Origin of the sequence: Novosphingobium bradum, from assembly GCF_042646485.1 — a bacterium.
Taxonomy (GTDB): Bacteria; Pseudomonadota; Alphaproteobacteria; order Sphingomonadales; family Sphingomonadaceae; genus Novosphingobium; species Novosphingobium bradum.
Genome location: NZ_JBHRTQ010000011.1, coordinates 70,643 through 89,527, shown reverse-complemented (window position 1 = coordinate 89,527; position 18,885 = coordinate 70,643). Strand labels below are relative to the sequence as shown.

The 18,885-nt window shown below is 70.3% G+C and carries 18 protein-coding genes; 13 read left to right on the top strand and 5 right to left on the bottom strand.

What is annotated here, in order from left to right; all coding sequences use genetic code 11:
- Position 1: 1 nt before the first annotated feature.
- The 4 genes from hisF to hisB are packed head-to-tail and all read right to left on the bottom strand — an operon-like array spanning position 2 to position 2,730.
- The gene (gene hisF / locus ACFOD9_RS13530) at positions 2 to 763 is read right to left on the bottom strand and encodes an imidazole glycerol phosphate synthase subunit HisF (protein ID WP_379510654.1); all 762 of its coding nucleotides are present in this window, start codon (positions 761 to 763) and stop codon (positions 2 to 4) included.
- Between the two features lies 1 nt (position 764).
- Entirely contained in the window at positions 765 to 1,493 is a 729-nt protein-coding gene (hisA, locus tag ACFOD9_RS13525) for a 1-(5-phosphoribosyl)-5-[(5-phosphoribosylamino)methylideneamino]imidazole-4-carboxamide isomerase (RefSeq protein WP_379510653.1), read from the bottom strand.
- Positions 1,493 to 2,122 (bottom strand): imidazole glycerol phosphate synthase subunit HisH, encoded by a 630-nt coding sequence (hisH, locus tag ACFOD9_RS13520; protein WP_379510652.1) that lies wholly within the window; start codon positions 2,120 to 2,122, stop codon positions 1,493 to 1,495. Before hisH ends, hisA begins: the two co-directional genes overlap by 1 nt.
- A gap of 2 nt (positions 2,123 to 2,124) precedes the next feature.
- Entirely contained in the window at positions 2,125 to 2,730 is a 606-nt protein-coding gene (gene hisB / locus ACFOD9_RS13515) for an imidazoleglycerol-phosphate dehydratase HisB (protein ID WP_379510651.1), read from the bottom strand.
- Between the two features lie 130 nt (positions 2,731 to 2,860).
- Here hisB and ACFOD9_RS13510 point away from each other — a divergent pair, with 130 nt between their 5' ends.
- The 5 genes from ACFOD9_RS13510 (at position 2,861) to ACFOD9_RS13490 (ending at position 5,867) form a co-directional block, all read left to right on the top strand.
- Positions 2,861 to 3,364 (top strand): SspB family protein, encoded by a 504-nt coding sequence (locus ACFOD9_RS13510; protein ID WP_379510650.1) that lies wholly within the window; start codon positions 2,861 to 2,863, stop codon positions 3,362 to 3,364.
- Positions 3,365 to 3,396: 32 nt separating this feature from the next.
- On the top strand, positions 3,397 to 3,828 hold the full coding sequence (locus ACFOD9_RS13505) for a hypothetical protein (protein ID WP_379510649.1): 432 nt from the start codon (positions 3,397 to 3,399) through the stop codon (positions 3,826 to 3,828).
- A gap of 70 nt (positions 3,829 to 3,898) precedes the next feature.
- Positions 3,899 to 4,534 (top strand): guanylate kinase, encoded by a 636-nt coding sequence (gene gmk / locus ACFOD9_RS13500; RefSeq protein WP_379510648.1) that lies wholly within the window; start codon positions 3,899 to 3,901, stop codon positions 4,532 to 4,534.
- Between the two features lie 226 nt (positions 4,535 to 4,760).
- Positions 4,761 to 5,597, top strand: a complete 837-nt coding sequence (gene dapD / locus ACFOD9_RS13495) for a 2,3,4,5-tetrahydropyridine-2,6-dicarboxylate N-succinyltransferase (protein WP_379510647.1) — start codon at positions 4,761 to 4,763, stop codon at positions 5,595 to 5,597.
- A gap of 66 nt (positions 5,598 to 5,663) precedes the next feature.
- Positions 5,664 to 5,867: a hypothetical protein gene (locus tag ACFOD9_RS13490; RefSeq protein ID WP_379510646.1), complete on the top strand. Its 204-nt coding sequence runs from the start codon at positions 5,664 to 5,666 to the stop codon at positions 5,865 to 5,867.
- A gap of 7 nt (positions 5,868 to 5,874) precedes the next feature.
- Here ACFOD9_RS13490 and ACFOD9_RS13485 read toward each other — a convergent pair whose 3' ends face one another.
- Entirely contained in the window at positions 5,875 to 7,155 is a 1,281-nt protein-coding gene (locus tag ACFOD9_RS13485) for a dipeptidase (protein ID WP_379510645.1), read from the bottom strand.
- A gap of 136 nt (positions 7,156 to 7,291) precedes the next feature.
- Here ACFOD9_RS13485 and ACFOD9_RS13480 point away from each other — a divergent pair, with 136 nt between their 5' ends.
- The 8 genes from ACFOD9_RS13480 (at position 7,292) to ACFOD9_RS13445 (ending at position 18,883) form a co-directional block, all read left to right on the top strand.
- Positions 7,292 to 9,019: a histidine kinase gene (locus ACFOD9_RS13480; protein WP_379510644.1), complete on the top strand. Its 1,728-nt coding sequence runs from the start codon at positions 7,292 to 7,294 to the stop codon at positions 9,017 to 9,019.
- Positions 9,016 to 9,648 (top strand): response regulator, encoded by a 633-nt coding sequence (locus ACFOD9_RS13475; protein WP_379510643.1) that lies wholly within the window; start codon positions 9,016 to 9,018, stop codon positions 9,646 to 9,648. Before ACFOD9_RS13480 ends, ACFOD9_RS13475 begins: the two co-directional genes overlap by 4 nt.
- 220 nt (positions 9,649 to 9,868) lie before the next feature.
- A complete protein-coding gene (gene zwf, locus ACFOD9_RS13470; protein ID WP_379510642.1) occupies positions 9,869 to 11,308 on the top strand; it encodes a glucose-6-phosphate dehydrogenase in 1,440 nt (479 codons plus the stop codon).
- Positions 11,309 to 11,328: 20 nt separating this feature from the next.
- Positions 11,329 to 13,158: a phosphogluconate dehydratase gene (edd, locus tag ACFOD9_RS13465; protein WP_379510641.1), complete on the top strand. Its 1,830-nt coding sequence runs from the start codon at positions 11,329 to 11,331 to the stop codon at positions 13,156 to 13,158.
- 4 nt (positions 13,159 to 13,162) lie between these two features.
- Positions 13,163 to 14,137, top strand: coding sequence for a glucokinase (gene glk, locus ACFOD9_RS13460; protein WP_379510640.1), 975 nt, complete (start codon positions 13,163 to 13,165; stop codon positions 14,135 to 14,137).
- Complete coding sequence (gene eda, locus ACFOD9_RS13455; protein ID WP_379510639.1) at positions 14,134 to 14,748, top strand: bifunctional 4-hydroxy-2-oxoglutarate aldolase/2-dehydro-3-deoxy-phosphogluconate aldolase; 615 nt, start codon at positions 14,134 to 14,136, stop codon at positions 14,746 to 14,748. The genes glk and eda overlap by 4 nt, the downstream gene beginning before the upstream one ends.
- An 11-nt stretch (positions 14,749 to 14,759) precedes the next feature.
- A complete protein-coding gene (locus ACFOD9_RS13450; protein ID WP_379510638.1) occupies positions 14,760 to 17,546 on the top strand; it encodes a phosphoenolpyruvate carboxylase in 2,787 nt (928 codons plus the stop codon).
- 65 nt (positions 17,547 to 17,611) lie between these two features.
- Positions 17,612 to 18,883 carry a glycosyltransferase gene (locus ACFOD9_RS13445; RefSeq protein WP_379510637.1) on the top strand — a complete coding sequence of 424 codons (1,272 nt, stop codon included), beginning with the start codon at positions 17,612 to 17,614 and terminating at the stop codon, positions 18,881 to 18,883.
- Positions 18,884 to 18,885 lie beyond the last annotated feature (2 nt).

Genomic DNA, 18,885 nt, shown 5'->3' with positions numbered 1-18,885 from the left:
GTCAGCCGCGCGCCGGAAGGCCCGCCGCGCGCAGCGCCGCATGGGCCTCGGCAATCGAATAGGTGCCGAAATGGAAGATCGAGGCCGCCAGCACGGCGCTGGCATGGCCCCTGGTCACGCCTTCCACCAGGTGCTCCAGCGTGCCGACCCCGCCCGAGGCGACCACCGGCACCGACACCGCATCGGCGATTGTCCGCGTCAATTCAAGATCATAGCCGGCCTTGGTGCCATCGCCGTCCATCGAGGTGACCAGCAGTTCGCCCGCGCCCAGCCGGGCCAGCTTCACCGCGTGGTCCACCGCGTCGATCCCGGTCGCCTTGCGCCCGCCGTGGGTGAAGATCTCCCACTTGCCAGGAGCCGTGCGCCGCGCGTCCACCGAGGCGACGATGCACTGCGAACCCATCTTCTCGGCGATGTCGGACACAACCTCGGGCCTTGAAACCGCGGCGGAATTCACCGCCACCTTGTCGGCACCCGCCAGCAGCAGCGCCCGCGCATCCTCCACGGTCCGCACCCCGCCGCCCACGGTCAGCGGCATGAAGCACACCTCCGCCGTGCGCCGCACGATATCGAGCAGCGTCCCGCGCGCCTCGTGACTGGCTGTAATATCAAGGAAACACAGCTCGTCCGCGCCCGCCGCATCATAGGCGCGGGCCTGCTCCACCGGGTCGCCGGCGTCCTTGAGGTCAACGAAGTTCACGCCCTTGACCACCCGGCCATTGGCCACATCAAGGCAGGGAATGACGCGGACCCGGACGGTCATCTCAGCCGCGCTCCGCCATGGCGATGGCCGCCTTGAGGTCGAGCCGGCCCTCATAGAGCGCCCGCCCGGTGATCACCCCCTCGATCCCCTCGTGGGCGTGGAGCGCAAGAATATGGATATCGTCCAGGCCTTTGACCCCGCCCGAGGCGATCACCGGAATGTCCACCCGGCGCGCCAGATCGACCGTGGCCTCGATGTTCACGCCCTTCAGGAGCCCGTCGCGGCCGATGTCGGTGAACAGCAGGCTGGCAACGCCGGCATCCTCGAACCGGCGGGCCAGATCGACCACGGCCACGTCGGACACATCGGCCCAGCCCTCGGTCGCGACCATGCCGTCCTTCGCGTCGACCGCGACAACGATCCCGCCGGGGAACGCCCGCGCCATGTCCTTGACGAATTCGGGGTCCTTCAGCGCCGCCGAGCCCATGACCACGCGCGAAACGCCCAGGTCGAACCAGCCTTCCACCGCCTCGCGGGTGCGGATGCCGCCGCCGAGCTGCACATGACCCTCGAACGCGCCAAGGATGGCTTCCACCGCCTCGCGGTTTTCCGCCCGCCCGGCGAAAGAGCCATCCAGATCAACCACATGGAGATATTGCGAGCCGGCCTCGGCGAACAGCCGGGCCTGGGCCGCCGGATTGTCGCCATAAACCGTGGCGCGGGCCATGTCGCCCTCGGCGAGGCGCACGACCTGGCCGCCCTTGAGGTCGATGGCGGGAAAAACGATCATCACGGCTTCCAGTCAAGAAAACGGGCCAGCAGCGCGAGGCCATAGGCCTGGCTCTTCTCAGGGTGGAACTGCACGCCCACCACGTTGCCTTGCGCCACGGCCGCCACGATCCCGCCGCCATGATCGGTCATCGCGGCGACGGCGTGGCCTTCATCGGGGAGGAACTGGTAGGAGTGGAGAAAATAGGCCTCGCCCGGCTCGATCAGGCCGGCGCCTTCCGAATGGGGGGTGAGGCCCACGTCGTTCCAGCCCATGTGGGGAATCTTGATCGCCGGGTCCGACGGCTCGATCAGTCGCACCTCGCCCGCGATCCAGCCGAGCCCTTCGGTCACGCCATGCTCAACCCCGCGCGTGGCGAGCAGCTGCATCCCCACGCAGATGCCGAGGAACGGCGCCCCGCCCACCTGCACCCGCTCTTCCATGGCGGCGAGCAGGCCCGGGATCGCGCGCAGCCCTTGGGCACAGGCCTTGAAGCTGCCGACGCCGGGCAGGACGATGCGATCGGCCGCGCGGACCACGTCGGGATCGGCGGTCACCGCCACGCCGGCCGCGCCCGCGGCCTTCAGCGCGTTTTCCACCGAGTGGAGGTTGCCCGCGCCGTAATCGATCAGGGCCAGGGTTTCGGCCATGGTCAGACCAGGCTGCCTTCCCCGAGCACCCCCTTGGTGCTCGGCACGGCGCCGCCCTTGCGGGCATCCAGCTCCACCGCCTGGCGCATCGCCCGGGCAAAGCCCTTGAAGATGCCCTCGATCACGTGGTGGTTGTTGGTGCCGTAAAGCTGTTCGACATGGAGCGTGATCCCCACCGCCTGGGCGATCGAGTGGAACCAGTGCTCGAACAGTTCGGTATCCATCTCGCCCAGCCGTTCCTGGGTGAACTTCGCGTTCCACACCAGCCAGGGCCGGCCGGAGATATCCAGCACGACCCGGCTCAACGCCTCGTCCATGGCGGAATGCGCCTCGCCATAGCGGCCGATCCCGGCCTTGTCGCCCAGCGCCTGAACGATGCACTGGCCGATGGCGATGGCCGAATCCTCGGTCGTGTGGTGCTGGTCCACGTGGAGATCACCCTTGATCCGGCAGGTGATGTCGATCAGCGAGTGGCGGCTGAACTGCTCGATCATGTGATCGAGAAAACCGATGCCGGTCGACACGGCATAGGCGCCGGTGCCATCGAGGTTCACTTCCACCTCGATCTCGGTTTCGTGGGTCTTGCGGGCAATCCGGGCGGTGCGCATCGGCGTCGGTTTCCTTGCGAGACGCCCCTATAGACCCGCCGGCCCAAGGTGCAAGCGCGGCCAGACTTTCCACGACGATCACCCCATTGGGCGCTTGACCATCGGGGCCACCGTCGCCACTTGATTGGGCATGAACGAACCGCTCGATAGCCTGATCCCCTATGACGAAATCGTGCAGGAGGCTCTGCGCGCCGTCGTTGGCCGGGTGCTGGGCCAGATCGAGGCCACCGGCGGCAACCTGCCGGGCCACCATCATTTCTACATCACCTTCAAGACTGGCGCGCCCGGGGTGGACATCCCCCAGGTGCTGCGCGAACGCTTCCCCGACGAGATGACCATCGTCCTCCAGAACAAGTTCTGGGACCTTTCGGTGGGCGAGGACTATTTCACCGTCGGCCTTTCGTTCAACCAGGTTCCGGCCAAGCTGGTGATCCCGTTCTCGGCGATCACCGCCTTCGTTGATCCGGCGGTCGATTTCGGCCTGCAATTCCAGGCGACCGTGGGCGATCTGGCCCCCGAACCGCACGACGATGCCGAAAACGATGCGCCCGAGGGCGAGGAACGCGGGGCCGCGCCCGGCGTCGCCGATGACGGATCGAACGTCGTCACCGTCGATTTCGGCCGGAAGAAATAGCCGCGCCACCGCAAAGGGCCAGGGGCAGACGAATGGCATTCCTTCGCAAGCGATCCACGCCCCCCGCCAGTGCCGCGCCCGCCATCGATCAGGCCGCACCGGCTGCCGATCAGGTTGCCGCCGAAGCCTCCACCCCCGACCCCACGCCCGCCGCCACCCTGCTACTGGCCGATATCGCCCTGCGCGGCGGCGCGGCCCTGCTCAGCCGCGCGGTCGAAACCGGCCTGCTCGGCGCCACGGCCAACGGCAAGCGCAAGGCCGCCGACATCATCAAGGGCCGTTCGCTCGCCCAGGGGCTGGTCGGCACGGCCATTGCCCGCCTTGCCACCCGCTCGGTCCCGGGCGCGCTGATCGTCGGCGGCGGCCTGCTCGCCAAGACCCTCCACGATCGCAAGCGCGCCCGCGCGGCCCGGGCCGAAGGCAAGGCTGAGACCGATGGAAAGTCCAGCAAGGGCCGGAACTGAACCACCGCGCGCGGCGGAGAACTGCGCGTGCCCCCTTGATCTGCCCGCGCGGTTTGCGCCAAGGGCAAGCATGGCTACCGACACGCTCCATCGCCGCGGGCTGATGTTCATCCTGTCCTCGCCGTCCGGCGCGGGCAAGACCACGATTGCGCGCCGCCTGCTGGCCGAGGATGGGGAGATCGCCATGTCGGTCTCGGCCACGACCCGGCCGATGCGCCCCGGCGAGGTGGACGGCAAGGACTACCACTTCGTCAGTCAGACCGAGTTCGACCGCATGGTGGAAGACAACGGCTTCTACGAATGGGCGCACGTGTTCGGCCATTCGTACGGCACGCCCAAGGCCCAGATCCGCGCCGGCCTGAAGGACGGACAGGACTATCTGTTCGATATCGACTGGCAGGGCACCCAGCAGCTTCACCAGAAGGCCCAGGCCGACGTGGTGCGGGTGTTCATCCTGCCGCCCAGCCTGGAAGAGCTGCACCGCCGCCTGATCGGCCGGGGGACCGACAGCGCCGAGGTCATCGCCGCCCGCATGGCCCGCGCCCAGGCCGAGATCAGCCACTGGGACGGCTATGACTATGTCGTGGTCAACGACGATGTCGAAACCTGTTTCGGCAAGGTCCGCGAGATCCTCGACGCCGAACGGATGCGCCGCACCCGCCAGACCGGCCTGATCGATTTCGTGCGCGAGCTGACGAGGGGTTGATCGGTGCGCCTTCGACATCCGTCGAAGGCTTGCGGCACCGGCCCACTCCCCCGCCCGGCCACCCACGCAAGTATCCTGAATGGGTGGCCGGGCGGGGGAGTGGGCCGGTGCCGCCACGGAAAGGCCGGATGGCCTTTCCGACCCCGACAAACGACTCCGCTTGCCCCCCGCGCGCGCAGGCTCTAGGCGCGCCGGCTGATACTGTCCTTCCGAGGAAACCCCGACCATGTCCGACCTTGCCGCCCAGATCGAAGCCGCGTTCGAAGCGCGCGACACCGTCACCCCCGCCAGCGCCGATGTCCGCGCAATCGTCGATGCGGCGCTCGACCTGCTCGATTCGGGCGCGGCCCGCGTGGCGGAACCCGATGGCCAGGGCGGCTGGAAGGTCAACCAGTGGCTCAAGAAGGCGGTGCTCCTCTCGTTCCGCCTCAACGACAACGACGTGATGGACTTCGGCTCGGCCGGCGCCCCCGCGTTCGACAAGGTTCCGCTCAAGTTCACCGGCTGGGATGCGGCCCGCTTCCGCGAGGCCGGCATCCGCGTGGTCCCCGGCGCCGTGGTGCGCCGCAGCGCCTTCATCGCGAAGAACGTGGTGCTGATGCCCAGCTTCGTGAACCTGGGCGCGCACGTGGGCGAAGGCACCATGGTCGACACCTGGGCCACGGTCGGCTCCTGCGCGCAGATCGGCCGGAACTGCCACCTGTCGGGCGGCGCCGGGATCGGCGGCGTGCTCGAACCGCTCCAGGCGGGGCCGGTGGTGATCGAGGACAACTGCTTCATCGGCGCTCGCGCCGAAGTGGCCGAAGGCGTCCACGTGGGCGAAGGCTCGGTGCTGTCGATGGGCGTCTACCTTGGCTCCTCGACCAAGATCGTCGATCGCGCCACCGGCCAGATCCACATCGGCCGCGTTCCGCCCTATTCGGTGGTGGTCCCCGGCGCCCTGCCGGGCAAGCCCCTGCCCGACGGCACCATCGGCCCGTCGCTCTACTGCGCGGTGATCGTGAAGACCGTGGACGCGCAGACCCGCTCGAAGACCGGGATCAACGAGCTGCTGCGCGACTGACGCGGAACAAGGGGGAAGCTGCGGCGTATGGTTGGTTGAGACCAGCCGAACACCGGAGCATCCCCCATGGAACGCCGCGGCGACGAGATTCACATCGAAACCGATGAAGCCCGCTCGGGCGAGACGCCGCACATCGTCCGCCACGTGCTGCTGATCGCCCTCGTGCTGGCCGTTCTCGCGCTTTCGGCGATCTGGATCACCGGGGCGGTCACCAGCCCGCAGGGCCAGCGCACCGGCGCGGTGACCAACCAGGCCACCCCGCGCCCCTGAGCGGCCACTAGAACGCAGTCGCGCTCTCGATCGGCGGGTCGGCGCGGTGGGCCAGGGCATAGGCGTCGGCCGCCTTCAGCACCCGCATCATGTTGCCGCTGGCGATCTTCTGGAGATCCGCCTGGCCATAGCCGCGCCGGGCCAGTTCGACGAACAGGTCGGGATAGCCTGATACGTCGGCCATCCCTTCGGTGGTGGTGTCCATCCCGTCGAAATCGCCGCCCAGGCCCACGTGATCGATCCCCGCCACCTTGACGATGTGATCGATATGGTCGGCCAGTTCGGCAAGGGTCGCGCGCGGGCGCGGGTGGGCCTGCTCCCAGGCCGCCAGGGCGGTCTTGGCCGTGTCTGGCTCATCGACGTGGAGCGCCGCGAGCCGCGCCTTCTGTGCCGTGCGATCCAGTTCCCAGGTCCGCACCGCATTGCTGACATAGGCCGGCAGGGTCACCACCATGACGATCCCGCCATTCGCCCTGAGCCGCGCCAGCACCGCATCGGGCACGTTGCGGGGATGATCGGCAATGGCCCGCGCGCCGGAATGGCTGAAGATCACCGGCGCCCGGGCCACGTCGAGCGCGGCGTTCATGGTCTGGGCCGAAACGTGGCTGAGATCGACCAGCATCCCGATCCGCTGCATCTCGCGCACCACCTGCCGACCGAAATCGGTCAGCCCGCCGTGCTGGGGGGCATCGGTAGCGCTATCGGCCCAGGCGGTGGTCCGGTAATGGGTCAGGGTCATGTAGCGCACGCCCAGTTCGCGGAACTGGCGCAGCACGCCGAGCGAATTGCCGATGGCATAGCCGCCTTCCATGCCCAGCAGCGAGGCGATCCGCCCCGCCTTCCACGCTGCCGCCACGCCGGCGGCATCGGTCGCCAGTTGCAGGTCCTGAGGGTAGGCCGCGATCAGCCGCCTGGTGACGTCGATCTGCTCCATCACCGCCTGGACCGCCTGCTGGTCCGACAGCGAGGCCGGCACGAACACCGACCAGAACTGCGCGCCGACATGGCCCCGGCGCAGGCGGGCCAGATCGGTGTGCATCGCCACCCGGCCCTGTGCCGGATCGGCGGTGGCCGTGGTGTCGCGGAAATTGAAGCCGGCCAGCAGGTCCTTGCGCCGGTCGCGCAATTGCTCGGGCACGTCGTTGTGCCCGTCCCACACGGGCGCGGCCTTCAGCGCTGCGGCGGCGACGTCCTGGGGATAGCCGGCGCGCGGGGCCGCCAGAAGCGGAACGGGCGCCAGACCGGCCAACAGGCCGGCGGCAAGGGCGAACGAGGCGGCAGGCTTCATCGAGGATTCTCGCGCGAGGGCAGGTTGGCCCATCCTCGCAGCGCGCACGGCTGGCGGCAAGTGCGCCCCATTCCGCCCCGCTTGACCGGCCCCGCGCCCCGGTTCATGCACGGCGCCGGGGAGCCAACGGCAGCCAATGCACCTGCGCGCGATATTCGAGAACCGGTCTGGCCGCGTGATCGCCGTGCTGCGGGTCACGCTCGCTTTCGTGTTCCTGATCGCCCTGGCTTTCGAGCCGGTGACCGCGGGCGAATCCATTCGCGGTGGGCTGGTCCTCACCGGCGGCTACCTGCTGCTCGCCCTGGCCATGGTCGCCATCGCCTGGCGGTCGTGGTGGCTCGACCATCGCCTCGCCCTGCCGATGCTGGTGGTCGATGTCGCGGTGTTCCTCACCGCGGTCTTCGTCAGCGAAGGCTATGATGCCGATTTCACCAGCCCGTTCCTTGCCCTGTTCGCGCTCGCCGTGCTGTCCAGCACCCTGCGCTGGGACTGGGCGATGGCCGCGCGCACCGGGGCCATCGTCTCGCTATTGTTCATCCTGCTGGGCTTCGTGCTGCTGAAGGCGGGATTCCCGATCGACCTCTACCGCTTCAGCCGCCGGGCCTTCTACATGGTGGCCCTGCTGCTGGTGCTGATCTGGTTCGGGATCGACCGGCGCGGCGCCCAGATCCCGGCGCTCGCCCCGGACGGATTCGACGCCAATCCCGACGACCAGGGCGAGGCCTTCCTCGCCTATGCCATGCGGATCGCCGGGGCCGGGCACGGCATCATCGCCTGGGCCGACAGCGAGGAACCCTGGACCGACATCCGCGAGATCCGCCCCGATGGCACGCGCGCGGCCTGGCGCGCCGGTCCCGACGAGGCGGGCGCCTGGGACGCGCTGGGCCACCAGCCGCGCCTGTTCGATCTTGCCCGCGGCCATGCGCTGATGCCGGATGCGCGCGGGCGGGCGCGGGCCTGGCGCGGCGCGGCGCCGATCCCCCTGGCCAGCCTGGCCGGCATCGCCGAAGGCCTGGCCCTGCCGCTGTCATGCGCCAGCCGCGACGGCCTGGTGGTGCTGGGCGGGATCGACGGGCCGGGGCCGGATTTCCTGGCGCTGGGCCAGGCCATCGCCCACGAGATCGAGACCACCACCGACCGGGTGACCGCCGCCCGGCTCGAACGCGAGAGCGCGGTAATCCGCGCGCGCAGCGCCATCGCCCGCGACCTGCACGACAGCGTCGCCCAGTCGCTCGCCGGTGCCTGCTTCCGGCTTGAGGCGCTGCGCCGCACCCTGGCCGATGCCCCCGCTTTGCTGCCCGGCCCTGCCGCCTCCGCCGCCGCTGCCGCCGAAGTGGCCGCCGTGCGCGATGCCCTGCGCGGCGAACAGGCCCAGGTGCGCGGCCTAATCGATACCCTGCGCGATCGCCCTGCGATCATGGCCGGCCCGCCGCTGGCCGCCACCCTCGAGCGCGCCCTGGCCGATGCGGCGGCCCACTGGAACCTGCGCTCCAGCTTCCGCGCCGATGATCCGCAAGCCCCTGGTGGCGGTCCGGTGCCCCTGCCCGGTCATGAGTTGGGCCATGAGTTGGGCCACGAGTTGGGCCACGAATTGCGCCAGCTCCTGCGCGAAGCGGTCGCCAATGCCGCCCGCCATGGCCGCGCCAGCGCGGTCGAGGCCTTACTCAGCCGCAGCCCCGGCGCGCTGACCCTGGTGATCGCCGACAACGGCAGCGGCTTTGCCGATCCGTCCGGCACCACGCCCCCCTGGTCGATCGCCGAACGGGTCGCCGCGCTGGGCGGCCGGCTGGAGGTCGCCACCGGGACCGAAGGCACCCGCCTCGCCATTTCCCTGCCGCTGCCCACCCGCCCGGAGCCGACATGACCACTGTCCTCATCGCCGACGATCATCCCTTCATCCGCACCGGCGTCCAGGCCGTGCTGGCGCCCACCGCCTTCCGCATCGTCGCCGCGGTGGGGTCGGGCGCCGAAGCGCTCGAAGCGGTCAAGGCGCACGATCCCGACATCTGCATCTTCGACGTGACAATGCCCGCGCCCGACGGGGTGGAAACGCTGAAAGCCATGCGCGAGGCGGGCGACCAGCGGCCCGTGGTGCTGCTCACCGCCCATATCGACGACCGGCGCCTGGCCGAGGCCATCGCCGCCGGGGTCAACGGCGTGGTCGGCAAGGACGGCGCCGAGGACGTGCTGGTCGAAAGCCTGGAGCGGGTGCTGGCCGGCGAACAGGTGATCGCCCCCGAACTGGTCGCCCGGGCGCGCGCGCAGGCGGAACGGCACCATGCCCCCTCGCCCTTCGCCGCGCTCACCCCGCGCGAGCGAACCATCGTCGCCCTGGCCATGCGCGGCACGCGCAACCGCGACATCGCCGCCCGGCTCGGCATCACCGAGGGCACGGTCAAGGTCTACCTCCACGCGCTCTACCAGAAGCTGGGGGTCGACAACCGCACCGAACTGGCGGTCCTGGCGCTCCGTCATCCCGAGGAATTCGCCTGAGGGCGCGCGGTTCTCCCGCGCAAACGAATGCACCGGGCCAGCGCAGACGTATTCCTGACGACGCCGCCCGGCCGGCGGCTATGGAGGCCATCGGAGACGCAACCGGGGCCGCATTCGGCGCGACCAAGGACTTGCGCCGGCGCGGCAAAGGGCCAGACTGCGGCGGGGCGAGGCGGGAACGCTGCCGCCTGCCAACCGTAACCGACGGGGATTTGCGACGATGACCTTCACCGCTGATTGCCTGCTCCTGTTCGGCGCCACCGGCGACCTGGCCCAGCGGATGCTGCTGCCCTCGCTCTGCGCGCTCGATGCGGACCAGCTGGTCGCGCCGGATCTCAGGATCGTCGGCACGGCCCGCCAGAAGCTGGACGATGAAGGCTACCGCGACTTCGCCCGCGCCGCTCTGGAAAAGTTCCTGCCGGAAGAGCGCAAGCCCGCCATCGAGCCGTTTCTCCAGCGCCTCCATTACCAGCCGCTCGATGCCACCCAGACCGATCATTTCGCGGCGCTGGCCGCCAAGGTCGGCCCGGTGGAGGGCGGCCTTGCCATTTTCCTGTCCACCGCACCCAGCCTGTTCGAGCCGACCATCGCCGGCCTGGTGGGCAGCGGCCTTGCCGGGGAAACCACCCGGATCGGTCTCGAAAAGCCACTCGGCACCGATCTGGCCACCAGCCGCCAGATCAACGACGCGGTCGCCGCCGCCTTCCCGGAAGACCGGATCTTCCGGATCGATCACTATCTCGGCAAGGAAACGGTCCAGAACCTGCTGGCCCTGCGCTTCGCCAACCTGCTGTTCGAGCCGCTGTGGAATGCGGCCCATATCGATCACGTCCAGATCACGGTCGCCGAAACGGTGGGCCTGGAAGGCCGGGTGGGCTTCTACGACGGGGCCGGCGCCCTGCGCGACATGGTCCAGAACCATATGCTCCAGTTGCTCGCACTGGTGGCCATGGAGCCGCCGGCCAGCTTCGATGCGACGGCCGTGCGCGATGAGAAGGTCAAGGTGCTGCGCTCGCTGCGCCGGATCGAATGCGACCAGACCGTGACCGGCCAGTACCGCGCCGGGGCCATCGGCGGGTCCGCCGTTCCCGGCTACGACCAGGAATTGGGCCAGCCCAGCGGCACCGAGACCTTCGTCGCGCTGAAGGCCCATATCGACAACTGGCGGTGGAAGGGCGTGCCCTTCTACCTGCGGACCGGCAAGCGCCTGCCCGAACGCGTGACCGAGATCGTGGTGCGCTTCCGCGATGTGCCCCACTCGATCTTCGCCGCGCGCGGCGCGCGCACCTCGCCCAACCGCCTGATCATCGGCATCCAGCCGGAAGAGAACATCACCCTCTCGCTGATGGCCAAGGTTCCGGGGCTTGATCGCGGCGGCATCCGCCTGCGCGAAGTCCCGCTCGACATCGCCATGGACGATGCCTTCGCCGGCCCGAAGAAGCGCATCGCCTACGAGCGCCTCCTGCTCGATCTCGTCGAAGGCGACCAGACCCTGTTTGTCCGCCGTGACGAGGTGGAAGCCCAATGGGACTGGATCGATGCGATCCGTGCCTGCTGGGCCGACAACGCGATCGAACCGCGCCCCTATACCGCCGGCTCCTGGGGGCCGTCCGCCGCCATCGCGCTGGCCGAGCGCGACGGCGTCACCTGGCACGAGTAACCGAACATGAGTATCCCGGCATGACCGCCCTGCACCCCGCCGTCGACCGCGTCACCGACCGGATCATCGCCAGGTCGCGCCAATCGCGCGCCGCCTATCTTGCCCTGATGGACGAGGAAGGCGGCCGTCACGGCAGCCGCGAATTCCTCTCCTGCTCCAACCTCGCCCACGGCTTCGCCGCCGCGCTCGAGGACAAGCCGGCCATCGCCGGCCATCGCGGCCCCAACATCGGCATCGTCACCGCCTTCAACGATATGCTCTCGGCCCACCAGCCCTATGGCCGCTATCCCGAGGCGATGAAGCTGTTCGCCCGCGAGGTTGGCGCCACGGCGCAGGTGGCGGGCGGCGTACCGGCCATGTGCGACGGCGTCACCCAGGGGCAGGACGGGATGGAACTGTCGCTGTTCAGCCGCGACACCATTGCGCTGTCCACCGCGGTCAGCCTGTCGCACGCCATGTTCGATGGCATCGCGGCGCTGGGCATCTGCGACAAGATCGTGCCGGGCCTCGTCATCGGCGCGCTGCGCTTCGGCTTCCTGCCGGCCATTTTCGTGCCCAGCGGGCCGATGCCCACCGGCCTTGGCAACAAGGAAAAGCAGAAGGTCCGCCAGCTCTACGCCGAGGGCAAGGCCAGCCGCTCCGACCTGCTCGAAAGCGAGAGCAAGTCCTATCACGCGCCGGGCACCTGCACCTTCTATGGCACGGCCAATTCCAACCAGATGCTGATGGAGCTGATGGGCCTGCACCTGCCGGGCGCGGCCTTCGTGCCCCCGAATACCCCGCTTCGCACCGCGCTGACCCGCGCCGCCGTCCACCGCCTGGCGGAAATCGGCCGCAATGGCCACGATCCGCGCCCGATGTGCCGGGTCGTCGATGAAAAGGCGCTGGTCAACGCCGCGGTCGGCCTGCTCGCCACCGGCGGATCGACCAACCATGCCATCCACCTGCCCGCCATGGCCCGCGCCGCCGGCGTCCTGATCGACTGGCAGGACATTGACGAACTGTCCGCCGCGGTCCCCCTGATCGCGCGGGTCTATCCCAACGGCTCGGGCGACGTGAACCATTTCCACGCCGCCGGCGGCATCGGCTATGTCGTGCGCGAACTGCTCGCCGCCGGGCTGATCCACGGCGACACCCTCACCGTCGCGCCCCACGGCATGGCCGCCTATGCCCAGGAGCCGTTCCTCGAGGCCGAGACGCTCGCCTGGCGCCCCGCCCCCCACGAAAGCGCCGATCCGGCCATGCTGCGCCCGGTGCCCGCGCCGTTCCAGGCGGACGGGGGGATGCGCCTCGTCACCGGCAACCTGGGCCGCGCCACCTTCAAGACCAGCGCGGTCGAGGAAGACCGCTGGACCATCGAAGCCCCCGCCCGGGTGTTCGACAGCCAGGAAGCGGTCAACGCCGCCTTCAAGGCCGGCGAGCTTGACCAAGACGTGATCGTGGTCGTCCGCTTCCAGGGGCCGCGCGCCAACGGGATGCCCGAACTGCACAAGCTTACCCCGCCGCTCGGCGTCCTCCAGGATCGCGGCCATCGCGTCGCCCTGGTCACCGACGGGCGGATGTCGGGCGCCTCGGGCAAGGTGCCCGCCGCGATCCACGTGACCCCCGAAGCCCTGGCCGACCGCGCGGGCCATTGCGGCCCCCTCGCCTTCGTGCAGGACGGCGACATGATCCGCCTCTGCGGCCACACCGGCAGCCTCGAAGTCCTTGCCGACCTTGCCGGCCGCCAGCCCGCCAGCCCGCCGCCCGCCGGGCAGGGCACGGGCCGCGAATTGTTCGCCATGTTCCGCCACGGGGCCGATGGCGCCGAACAGGGCGCCTCGGCCATGCTCGCGGCGGCGGGGCTCTGAGCGCATGACCGAGCTTGTCACCGTCGATATCGGCGGCACCCACGCCCGCTTCGCCCTCGCCACGATCGCCCCCGACGGCGCCATCGCGCTGGGCGAGCCGGTCACCCTCCACACCCGTGACCACGCCTCGTTCCAGACCGCGTGGGAGGCCTTCGCCAGCCATCTCGGCCGCGCCCTGCCGCAAGCGGCGGCGCTGGCCATCGCCGGCCCGGTCGATGGCGAGGTGATCCGCTTCACCAACAACCCGTGGACCCTGCGCCCGGCCCAGCTCCCCCGCGAGATCGGCGCCAGCCACCTGACCCTGGTCAACGATTTTGCCGCCGTGGCCCATGCCGTGGCCTGCGCCGCGCCGGGCGATTTCGTCCACCTGTGCGGCGCCGAAGGCCCGCTGCCCGCCGCCGGCACGCTGTCGGTCGTCGGGCCGGGCACCGGGCTTGGCGTCGCCCACCTGTGGCGCGACGGGCGCGGCGCCTACCACGTCCAGGCGACCGAGGGCGGCCATGTCGCCTTCGCCCCGCTCGATGCGATCGACGATGCGATTCTCGCCCGCCTGCGCCGGCGCTATCCCCGCGTATCGGCCGAACGGGTCGTCGCCGGCCCGGCGATCGTGGAGCTTTATGCCGCCCTTGCCGCGCTAGAAGGCCGCGCCATCGAACCGCACGACGACAAGACCCTGTGGCAACTCGGCATGACCGGGGCCGACAGTCTCGCCGCCGCCGCGGTCGAACGGTTCTGCCTCTCGCTTGGCGCGGTCGCCGGCGACATTGCCCTGGCCCAGGGCGCCGGCGGCGTGGTCGTGGCCGGCGGCCTCGGGCTGCGCCTGCGCGAAACGCTCCAGCGCTCGGGCTTTGCCGCCCGCTTCATCGCCAAGGGCCGCTTCGAAGGCCTGATGGCGCGCCTGCCGGTCAAGCTGATCACCCATCCCCAGCCCGGCCTGTTCGGCGCCGCAGCCGCCTTCGCCAAGGAACACCTGTCATGAGCCCGATCGAAGCCATCATGCGCCAGGCGCCGGTCATCCCGGTGCTGGTGGTCGACGATGTGGCCCATGCCCTGCCCATCGCCGAAGCGCTGGTGGCCGGCGGCCTGCCGGTGCTCGAAGTCACACTGCGGACCCCGGCAGCGCTCGACGTGATCCGCGCCATGCGCGAAGTTCCGGGCGCGATCGTCGGCGCAGGCACCGTGCTCGATCCGGCCCAGCTCGATCAGGCGCTCGCCGCCGGCGCCGAATTCATCGTCTCACCCGGCCTCACCCCGTCGCTCGGCCGGGCCGCCGTGGCCAGCGGCGTGCCGTTCCTCCCCGGCACGGCCAATGCGGCCGATATCATGACCGGGCTGGAACTGGGCCTCACCCGCTTCAAGTTCTTCCCGGCCATGGCCGCCGGCGGCCTGCCCGCGCTGAAGGCGCTCGCCGCGCCCTTCGGCATGGCCCGGTTCTGCCCGACTGGCGGAATCACCGCGGCCACCGCGCCCGAATGGCTGGCCGATCCCGCCGTCCTGTGCGTCGGCGGCTCGTGGCTGGTGCCGAAGGGGCCGCCGAATCCTGCCGCCATCACCGCCGCGGCCCGCGCCGCCGCCGCTCTCTCCCGATAGGAGCAAGTCCCATGCTCGGCCCGGATGACCTCACCATTTCCGCGCTCGAGCAGCGCCTCCAGGAGCTGCACCGGCTCACCGTCCCGACCCCGCTGTTCAACCCGGTGTTCCAGCTTGGCCACGAGCTGTCGCGCCGCCTCGAAGATGGCAGCCTCACGCTCGCCGCGCTCGATGGGCTGGTGGCCGAACTGGAATGCGAAAGCCTTCAGGCGCGCAGCCGCCGGCTGGTGCGGATGCTCGGCCCGGTGGCCCCGGCAGCCAACCGGCAGGCCTTGGCCGGCCTGGCCCAGACCAGCGATTTCGCCGAATTCGCCGCCCGCTGGCAGCGCCCCTTCGTCCACGTGGTGTTCACCGCCCACCCCACCTTCCTGCTCTCGCGCGCACAGGGCCAGGCCGTGGTCGCCGCCGCCTCGGCCGATGCGGTGGATGCCGCCACGGTCTGCGTCGCCCCGGCCGCGCGCGATGCAATCACGCTCGACTACGAACACGAGGAGGTGCTCAAAGCCCTCGCTCACGCCCAGGCCGCGCGCGATGCGATCACCGGCCAGGTGCTGGACGAGGCCCGCACCCGCTGGCCCCGGCGCTGGCGCGAACTGCGCCCCGCGCCCTTCCGCTTCGCCACCTGGGTCGGCTATGACATGGACGGGCGGACCGATATCGGCTGGTCCACCTCGATCCGCTATCGCCTTGCCGAAAAGGCCCAGCGCCTTGCGTCCTATGCCGCCGCGCTGGCCGAGGCCACGCCCGACATCTCCGCCCGCCTCGCCCGAGCCTCGGCCCGCGCCGGCGAAATGGCCAGCCTGTTCGCCGCCGATCTCACCGCCCCCGCCGCGCTCTCGGCCGCCGCCAACAGCCTCACCGCCGATCATCCCGACAAGCTGGTCAGCCTCGCCCCCGTCATCACCGAACTGGAAAGCGAAGCGCGCCACGCCGATGACGATGCGGCCCGCGCCATGCTGGTTGCCGCCGCCGCCATGCGCGCCGATGGCCTGGGGATGGGCTGGATCCACTTCCGGGTAAACGCCTCGCAGCTCCAGAACGCGATCCGCCGCCGGATCGATCCCGATGGCCGGCTCGATCTCGCCAGCCAGGCCGCCCTGGTCAGGATGCGCGAACTGCTGGCCGAGGCCCGCCCCCTGCGGAGCAATTTCGCCGCCCTGGCGATCGAAAACAGCACCGCGATCCGCCAGTTCCTCGCCATGGCGCAGATCCTCGCCCACGTGGATGCCGACAGCCCGATCCGGATGCTGGTGGCCGAATGCGAACAGCCCACCACCGTGCTCGCCGCGCTCTATTTCGCCCGGCTGCTGGGGGTGGATGACAAGGTCGATGTCTCGCCCCTGTTCGAAACCGAAAGCGCGCTGGAACATGGCGGTCGCTTCCTCGATGCCCTGTTCGCCGAGGAATCCTACCGCGACTATGCCCGCAAGCGCGGCCGCGTGGCGGTGCAGACCGGGTTTTCCGATGCCGGACGCTTCGTCGGCCAGATTCCCGCCGCCCTTGCCATCGAACGGCTCCAGGGCCGAATGGCCGAAGCCATGGCGGCCAACGGGCTGACCGACGTTGCCGCGCTCGTCTTCAACACCGGCGGCGAATCGATGGGGCGCGGGTGCCACCCCTCGTCCTTCGCCGACCGGGTGGACTGGCAGCTCAGCCCCTGGGCGCGCCGCCGCTTCGTGCGCGCCGGGATCCGGCTCGAACCGGAAGTCTCGTTTCAGGGCGGCGATGGCTATCTCGCCTTCGGCTCGCCCGAACTGGCCCTGGCCACCCTGACGCGCTTCGCACAAGCCGCCCCGGCCACGGCCGATCCCGCCGCCCCGGCCGATCCGTTCTACCGCCGCACCGACCTTTCCCTCGATTTCTACCGCGCGATCCGCCGCTTCCAACATGAACTGCTGGTCAGCGATACCTATGCCCGCGCGGTTACCGCCTTTGGCCTGGGCCTGCTCAACGATACCGGCAGCCGAAAGTCGCGCCGCCAGTCCGACCTTGCCGCCGACCGGGCGATGAACCTGCGCCAGATCCGCGCGATCCCGCACAATGCCGTGCTCCAGCAACTGGGCTATCCGGTCAACGTCATCGCCGGCTTCGGCACGGCCGCCGATGGCAATGCCGAGGAGATCGCCGAGCTGCTCACCGGCAGCGAACGCGGCGGCCAGGCCGTGCGCCTGGTGCGCGCCGCCAATACCCTGGCCTCGATCAAGACCGTCGCGGCCTTTGGCGAACTGTTCAACTCGGCCTACTGGGCCAGCCGCCCCTATCGCGGCGACGAGCGCCAGATCGAGCCGGCCTGCCTCGCGCTTGCCGAATACCTCACCGGCGATGATCGCGCCGGGGTGTTCCGCCGCCTCGCCTCGCGCCTGCGCGTCGACGCGCTCAAGCTCCACCGCCTCCTCGCGCTCATCCCCGACCAGGCGCCCGCGGCCGACCGCGAACAGGGCCGGCGGATGATGGGCGTACTCCAGGCGATCCGCCTCGCCCTGTTCCAGCATATGTTCCTGCGCGCCGTCTCGATCCCCGCCTTCAGCCGCGCCAACGACATCTCCCGCGAGGACGTGCTGGAAATGGTCTTCACCCTGCGGGTCGACGAAGCGCTGGCGCAGCTCCGCCGCGCGTTCCCCACCAGCGCGCCGGAACTGGCCGATTTCTCCGTGGCCGAACCGAGCGACTATCCGGACGACAAGGCCACCGGCTATGCCGCGATCCAGCAGGCCTTCGTCGATCCGATCGAACGCGCCCATGGCCTGGCCCTCAGGATCGGCACGGCCATCGCCAACGAATTCGGCGCCCACGGCTGACCGGCGACCGCAAGGGCATTCACCGCGTGGCGGAACCGGTTCGCCCCTCCCGGAATTGATGCGATATGCACCATGCCCGGATCATCGACCAGCGCACGGCCTCGCCGCTGCGGTTGCTGTTGATGCTGGGCAACTGGACCGGCGGCGGGGCCGAACGGGTCGCTGTCCACCTGATGAACGGGCTTGGCGCGCGGGGACCGGCGCCGATCGACGTCCACCTCGGCCTGCTCCACGATGGCCAGGCCTGGCGCGACCAGCTTGATCCCGCCCGGGTCCATGTTGCCCCCGATGCCGCCCGGTTCGGGTTCGAACGGCCCAACCGCGAACTGTTCGGCCCCGGTGCGCTCGCCGCCGCCGCGCTCCACGGCCCGCGCGCGGTGCGCCGGATCATCGCCCAGGTCCGCCCCGACGTGGTGATGAGCTTCCTCAAGGGCACCGCGATCCTCACCTGGCTGGCCCTTGCCGGACTGCCCCGGGGCGGGCAGCAGCCGCGCCCGCGCTGGATCGTGCGCGAAGGCAACAATGTGCTCGCCACGGCCGATCAGGAAACGCCGGCCCGGATCCTGCGAGCCGCCTCGCTTGGTCTCACCCGCATGGCCTACCGGCGGGCCGACGCGATCATTGCCAATGCCTCGGGCTTGGCCCGCGACCTGCCCGGCCAGCTCGGGCTCGATCCAGCCCGGCTCCACATGATCAACAACCCGGTCGATGTCGCCGCCATCGCCGAGGCAGCCCGCCTCCCCGCGCCCGACCTGCCCCGCCGCCCCTACCTGCTCGCGGTCGGCCGGCTCGAATGGCAGAAGGGCCACGACCTCCTGATCCAGGCCTTCGCCCACAGCCTGGCCTGGCGCACGCATGAACTGGTCATCCTGGGCGAAGGCAGCCGGCGCGATGCCCTGCACCGCCAGGCCGAAGGCCTGGGCGTCGCCCGCCGGGTCCGCTTCGCCGGGTTCACCGCCAATCCCCACGCCTGGATGGCCGGGGCCGACCTGTTCGTCCTGCCCTCGCGGTGGGAAGGCTTTCCCAATGCCGCTGCGGAGGCGATGGCCGCCGGTGCACCGCTGTTGCTGGCCGATTGCAACTATGGTGCAGCCGACCTGGTCACCGCCGGGGTGAATGGCACCCTGGTGTCGCCGGGCGATGCCGAGGCGCTGGGCGCGGCCATCGCCCGCCTGCTCGCCAATCCGGCCGAACGCGCCGCCCACGCCGCCGCCGGGCAGCAGCAGGTCCGCCGTTTTGCCCGTGAGCGGATCCTTGCCAGCTATGCCCGGCTCGTCACCCGCGTGGCCGAGGCCAACGCGGCCCGGACGGCGCCGTTAAGGTTTGCCCCCGCCTGAGT

What these genes read in the sequence shown, in the direction of transcription:
- dapD (WP_379510647.1), top strand. Translation starts at nt 4,761, where the DNA reads ATGTCCGACCTTGCCGCCCAGATCGAAGCCGCGTTCGAAGCGCGCGAC.
- edd (WP_379510641.1), top strand. Translation starts at nt 11,329, where the DNA reads ATGACCGCCCTGCACCCCGCCGTCGACCGCGTCACCGACCGGATCATC.
- glk (WP_379510640.1), top strand. Translation starts at nt 13,163, where the DNA reads ATGACCGAGCTTGTCACCGTCGATATCGGCGGCACCCACGCCCGCTTC.
- hisH (WP_379510652.1), bottom strand. Translation starts at nt 2,122, where the DNA reads ATGGCCGAAACCCTGGCCCTGATCGATTACGGCGCGGGCAACCTCCAC.
- ACFOD9_RS13445 (WP_379510637.1), top strand. Translation starts at nt 17,612, where the DNA reads ATGCACCATGCCCGGATCATCGACCAGCGCACGGCCTCGCCGCTGCGG.
- gmk (WP_379510648.1), top strand. Translation starts at nt 3,899, where the DNA reads ATGGCTACCGACACGCTCCATCGCCGCGGGCTGATGTTCATCCTGTCC.
- ACFOD9_RS13450 (WP_379510638.1), top strand. Translation starts at nt 14,760, where the DNA reads ATGCTCGGCCCGGATGACCTCACCATTTCCGCGCTCGAGCAGCGCCTC.
- hisB (WP_379510651.1), bottom strand. Translation starts at nt 2,730, where the DNA reads ATGCGCACCGCCCGGATTGCCCGCAAGACCCACGAAACCGAGATCGAG.
- ACFOD9_RS13505 (WP_379510649.1), top strand. Translation starts at nt 3,397, where the DNA reads ATGGCATTCCTTCGCAAGCGATCCACGCCCCCCGCCAGTGCCGCGCCC.
- ACFOD9_RS13475 (WP_379510643.1), top strand. Translation starts at nt 9,016, where the DNA reads ATGACCACTGTCCTCATCGCCGACGATCATCCCTTCATCCGCACCGGC.
- zwf (WP_379510642.1), top strand. Translation starts at nt 9,869, where the DNA reads ATGACCTTCACCGCTGATTGCCTGCTCCTGTTCGGCGCCACCGGCGAC.
- hisF (WP_379510654.1), bottom strand. Translation starts at nt 763, where the DNA reads ATGACCGTCCGGGTCCGCGTCATTCCCTGCCTTGATGTGGCCAATGGC.
- ACFOD9_RS13490 (WP_379510646.1), top strand. Translation starts at nt 5,664, where the DNA reads ATGGAACGCCGCGGCGACGAGATTCACATCGAAACCGATGAAGCCCGC.
- ACFOD9_RS13485 (WP_379510645.1), bottom strand. Translation starts at nt 7,155, where the DNA reads ATGAAGCCTGCCGCCTCGTTCGCCCTTGCCGCCGGCCTGTTGGCCGGT.
- eda (WP_379510639.1), top strand. Translation starts at nt 14,134, where the DNA reads ATGAGCCCGATCGAAGCCATCATGCGCCAGGCGCCGGTCATCCCGGTG.
- ACFOD9_RS13480 (WP_379510644.1), top strand. Translation starts at nt 7,292, where the DNA reads ATGCACCTGCGCGCGATATTCGAGAACCGGTCTGGCCGCGTGATCGCC.
- ACFOD9_RS13510 (WP_379510650.1), top strand. Translation starts at nt 2,861, where the DNA reads ATGAACGAACCGCTCGATAGCCTGATCCCCTATGACGAAATCGTGCAG.
- hisA (WP_379510653.1), bottom strand. Translation starts at nt 1,493, where the DNA reads ATGATCGTTTTTCCCGCCATCGACCTCAAGGGCGGCCAGGTCGTGCGC.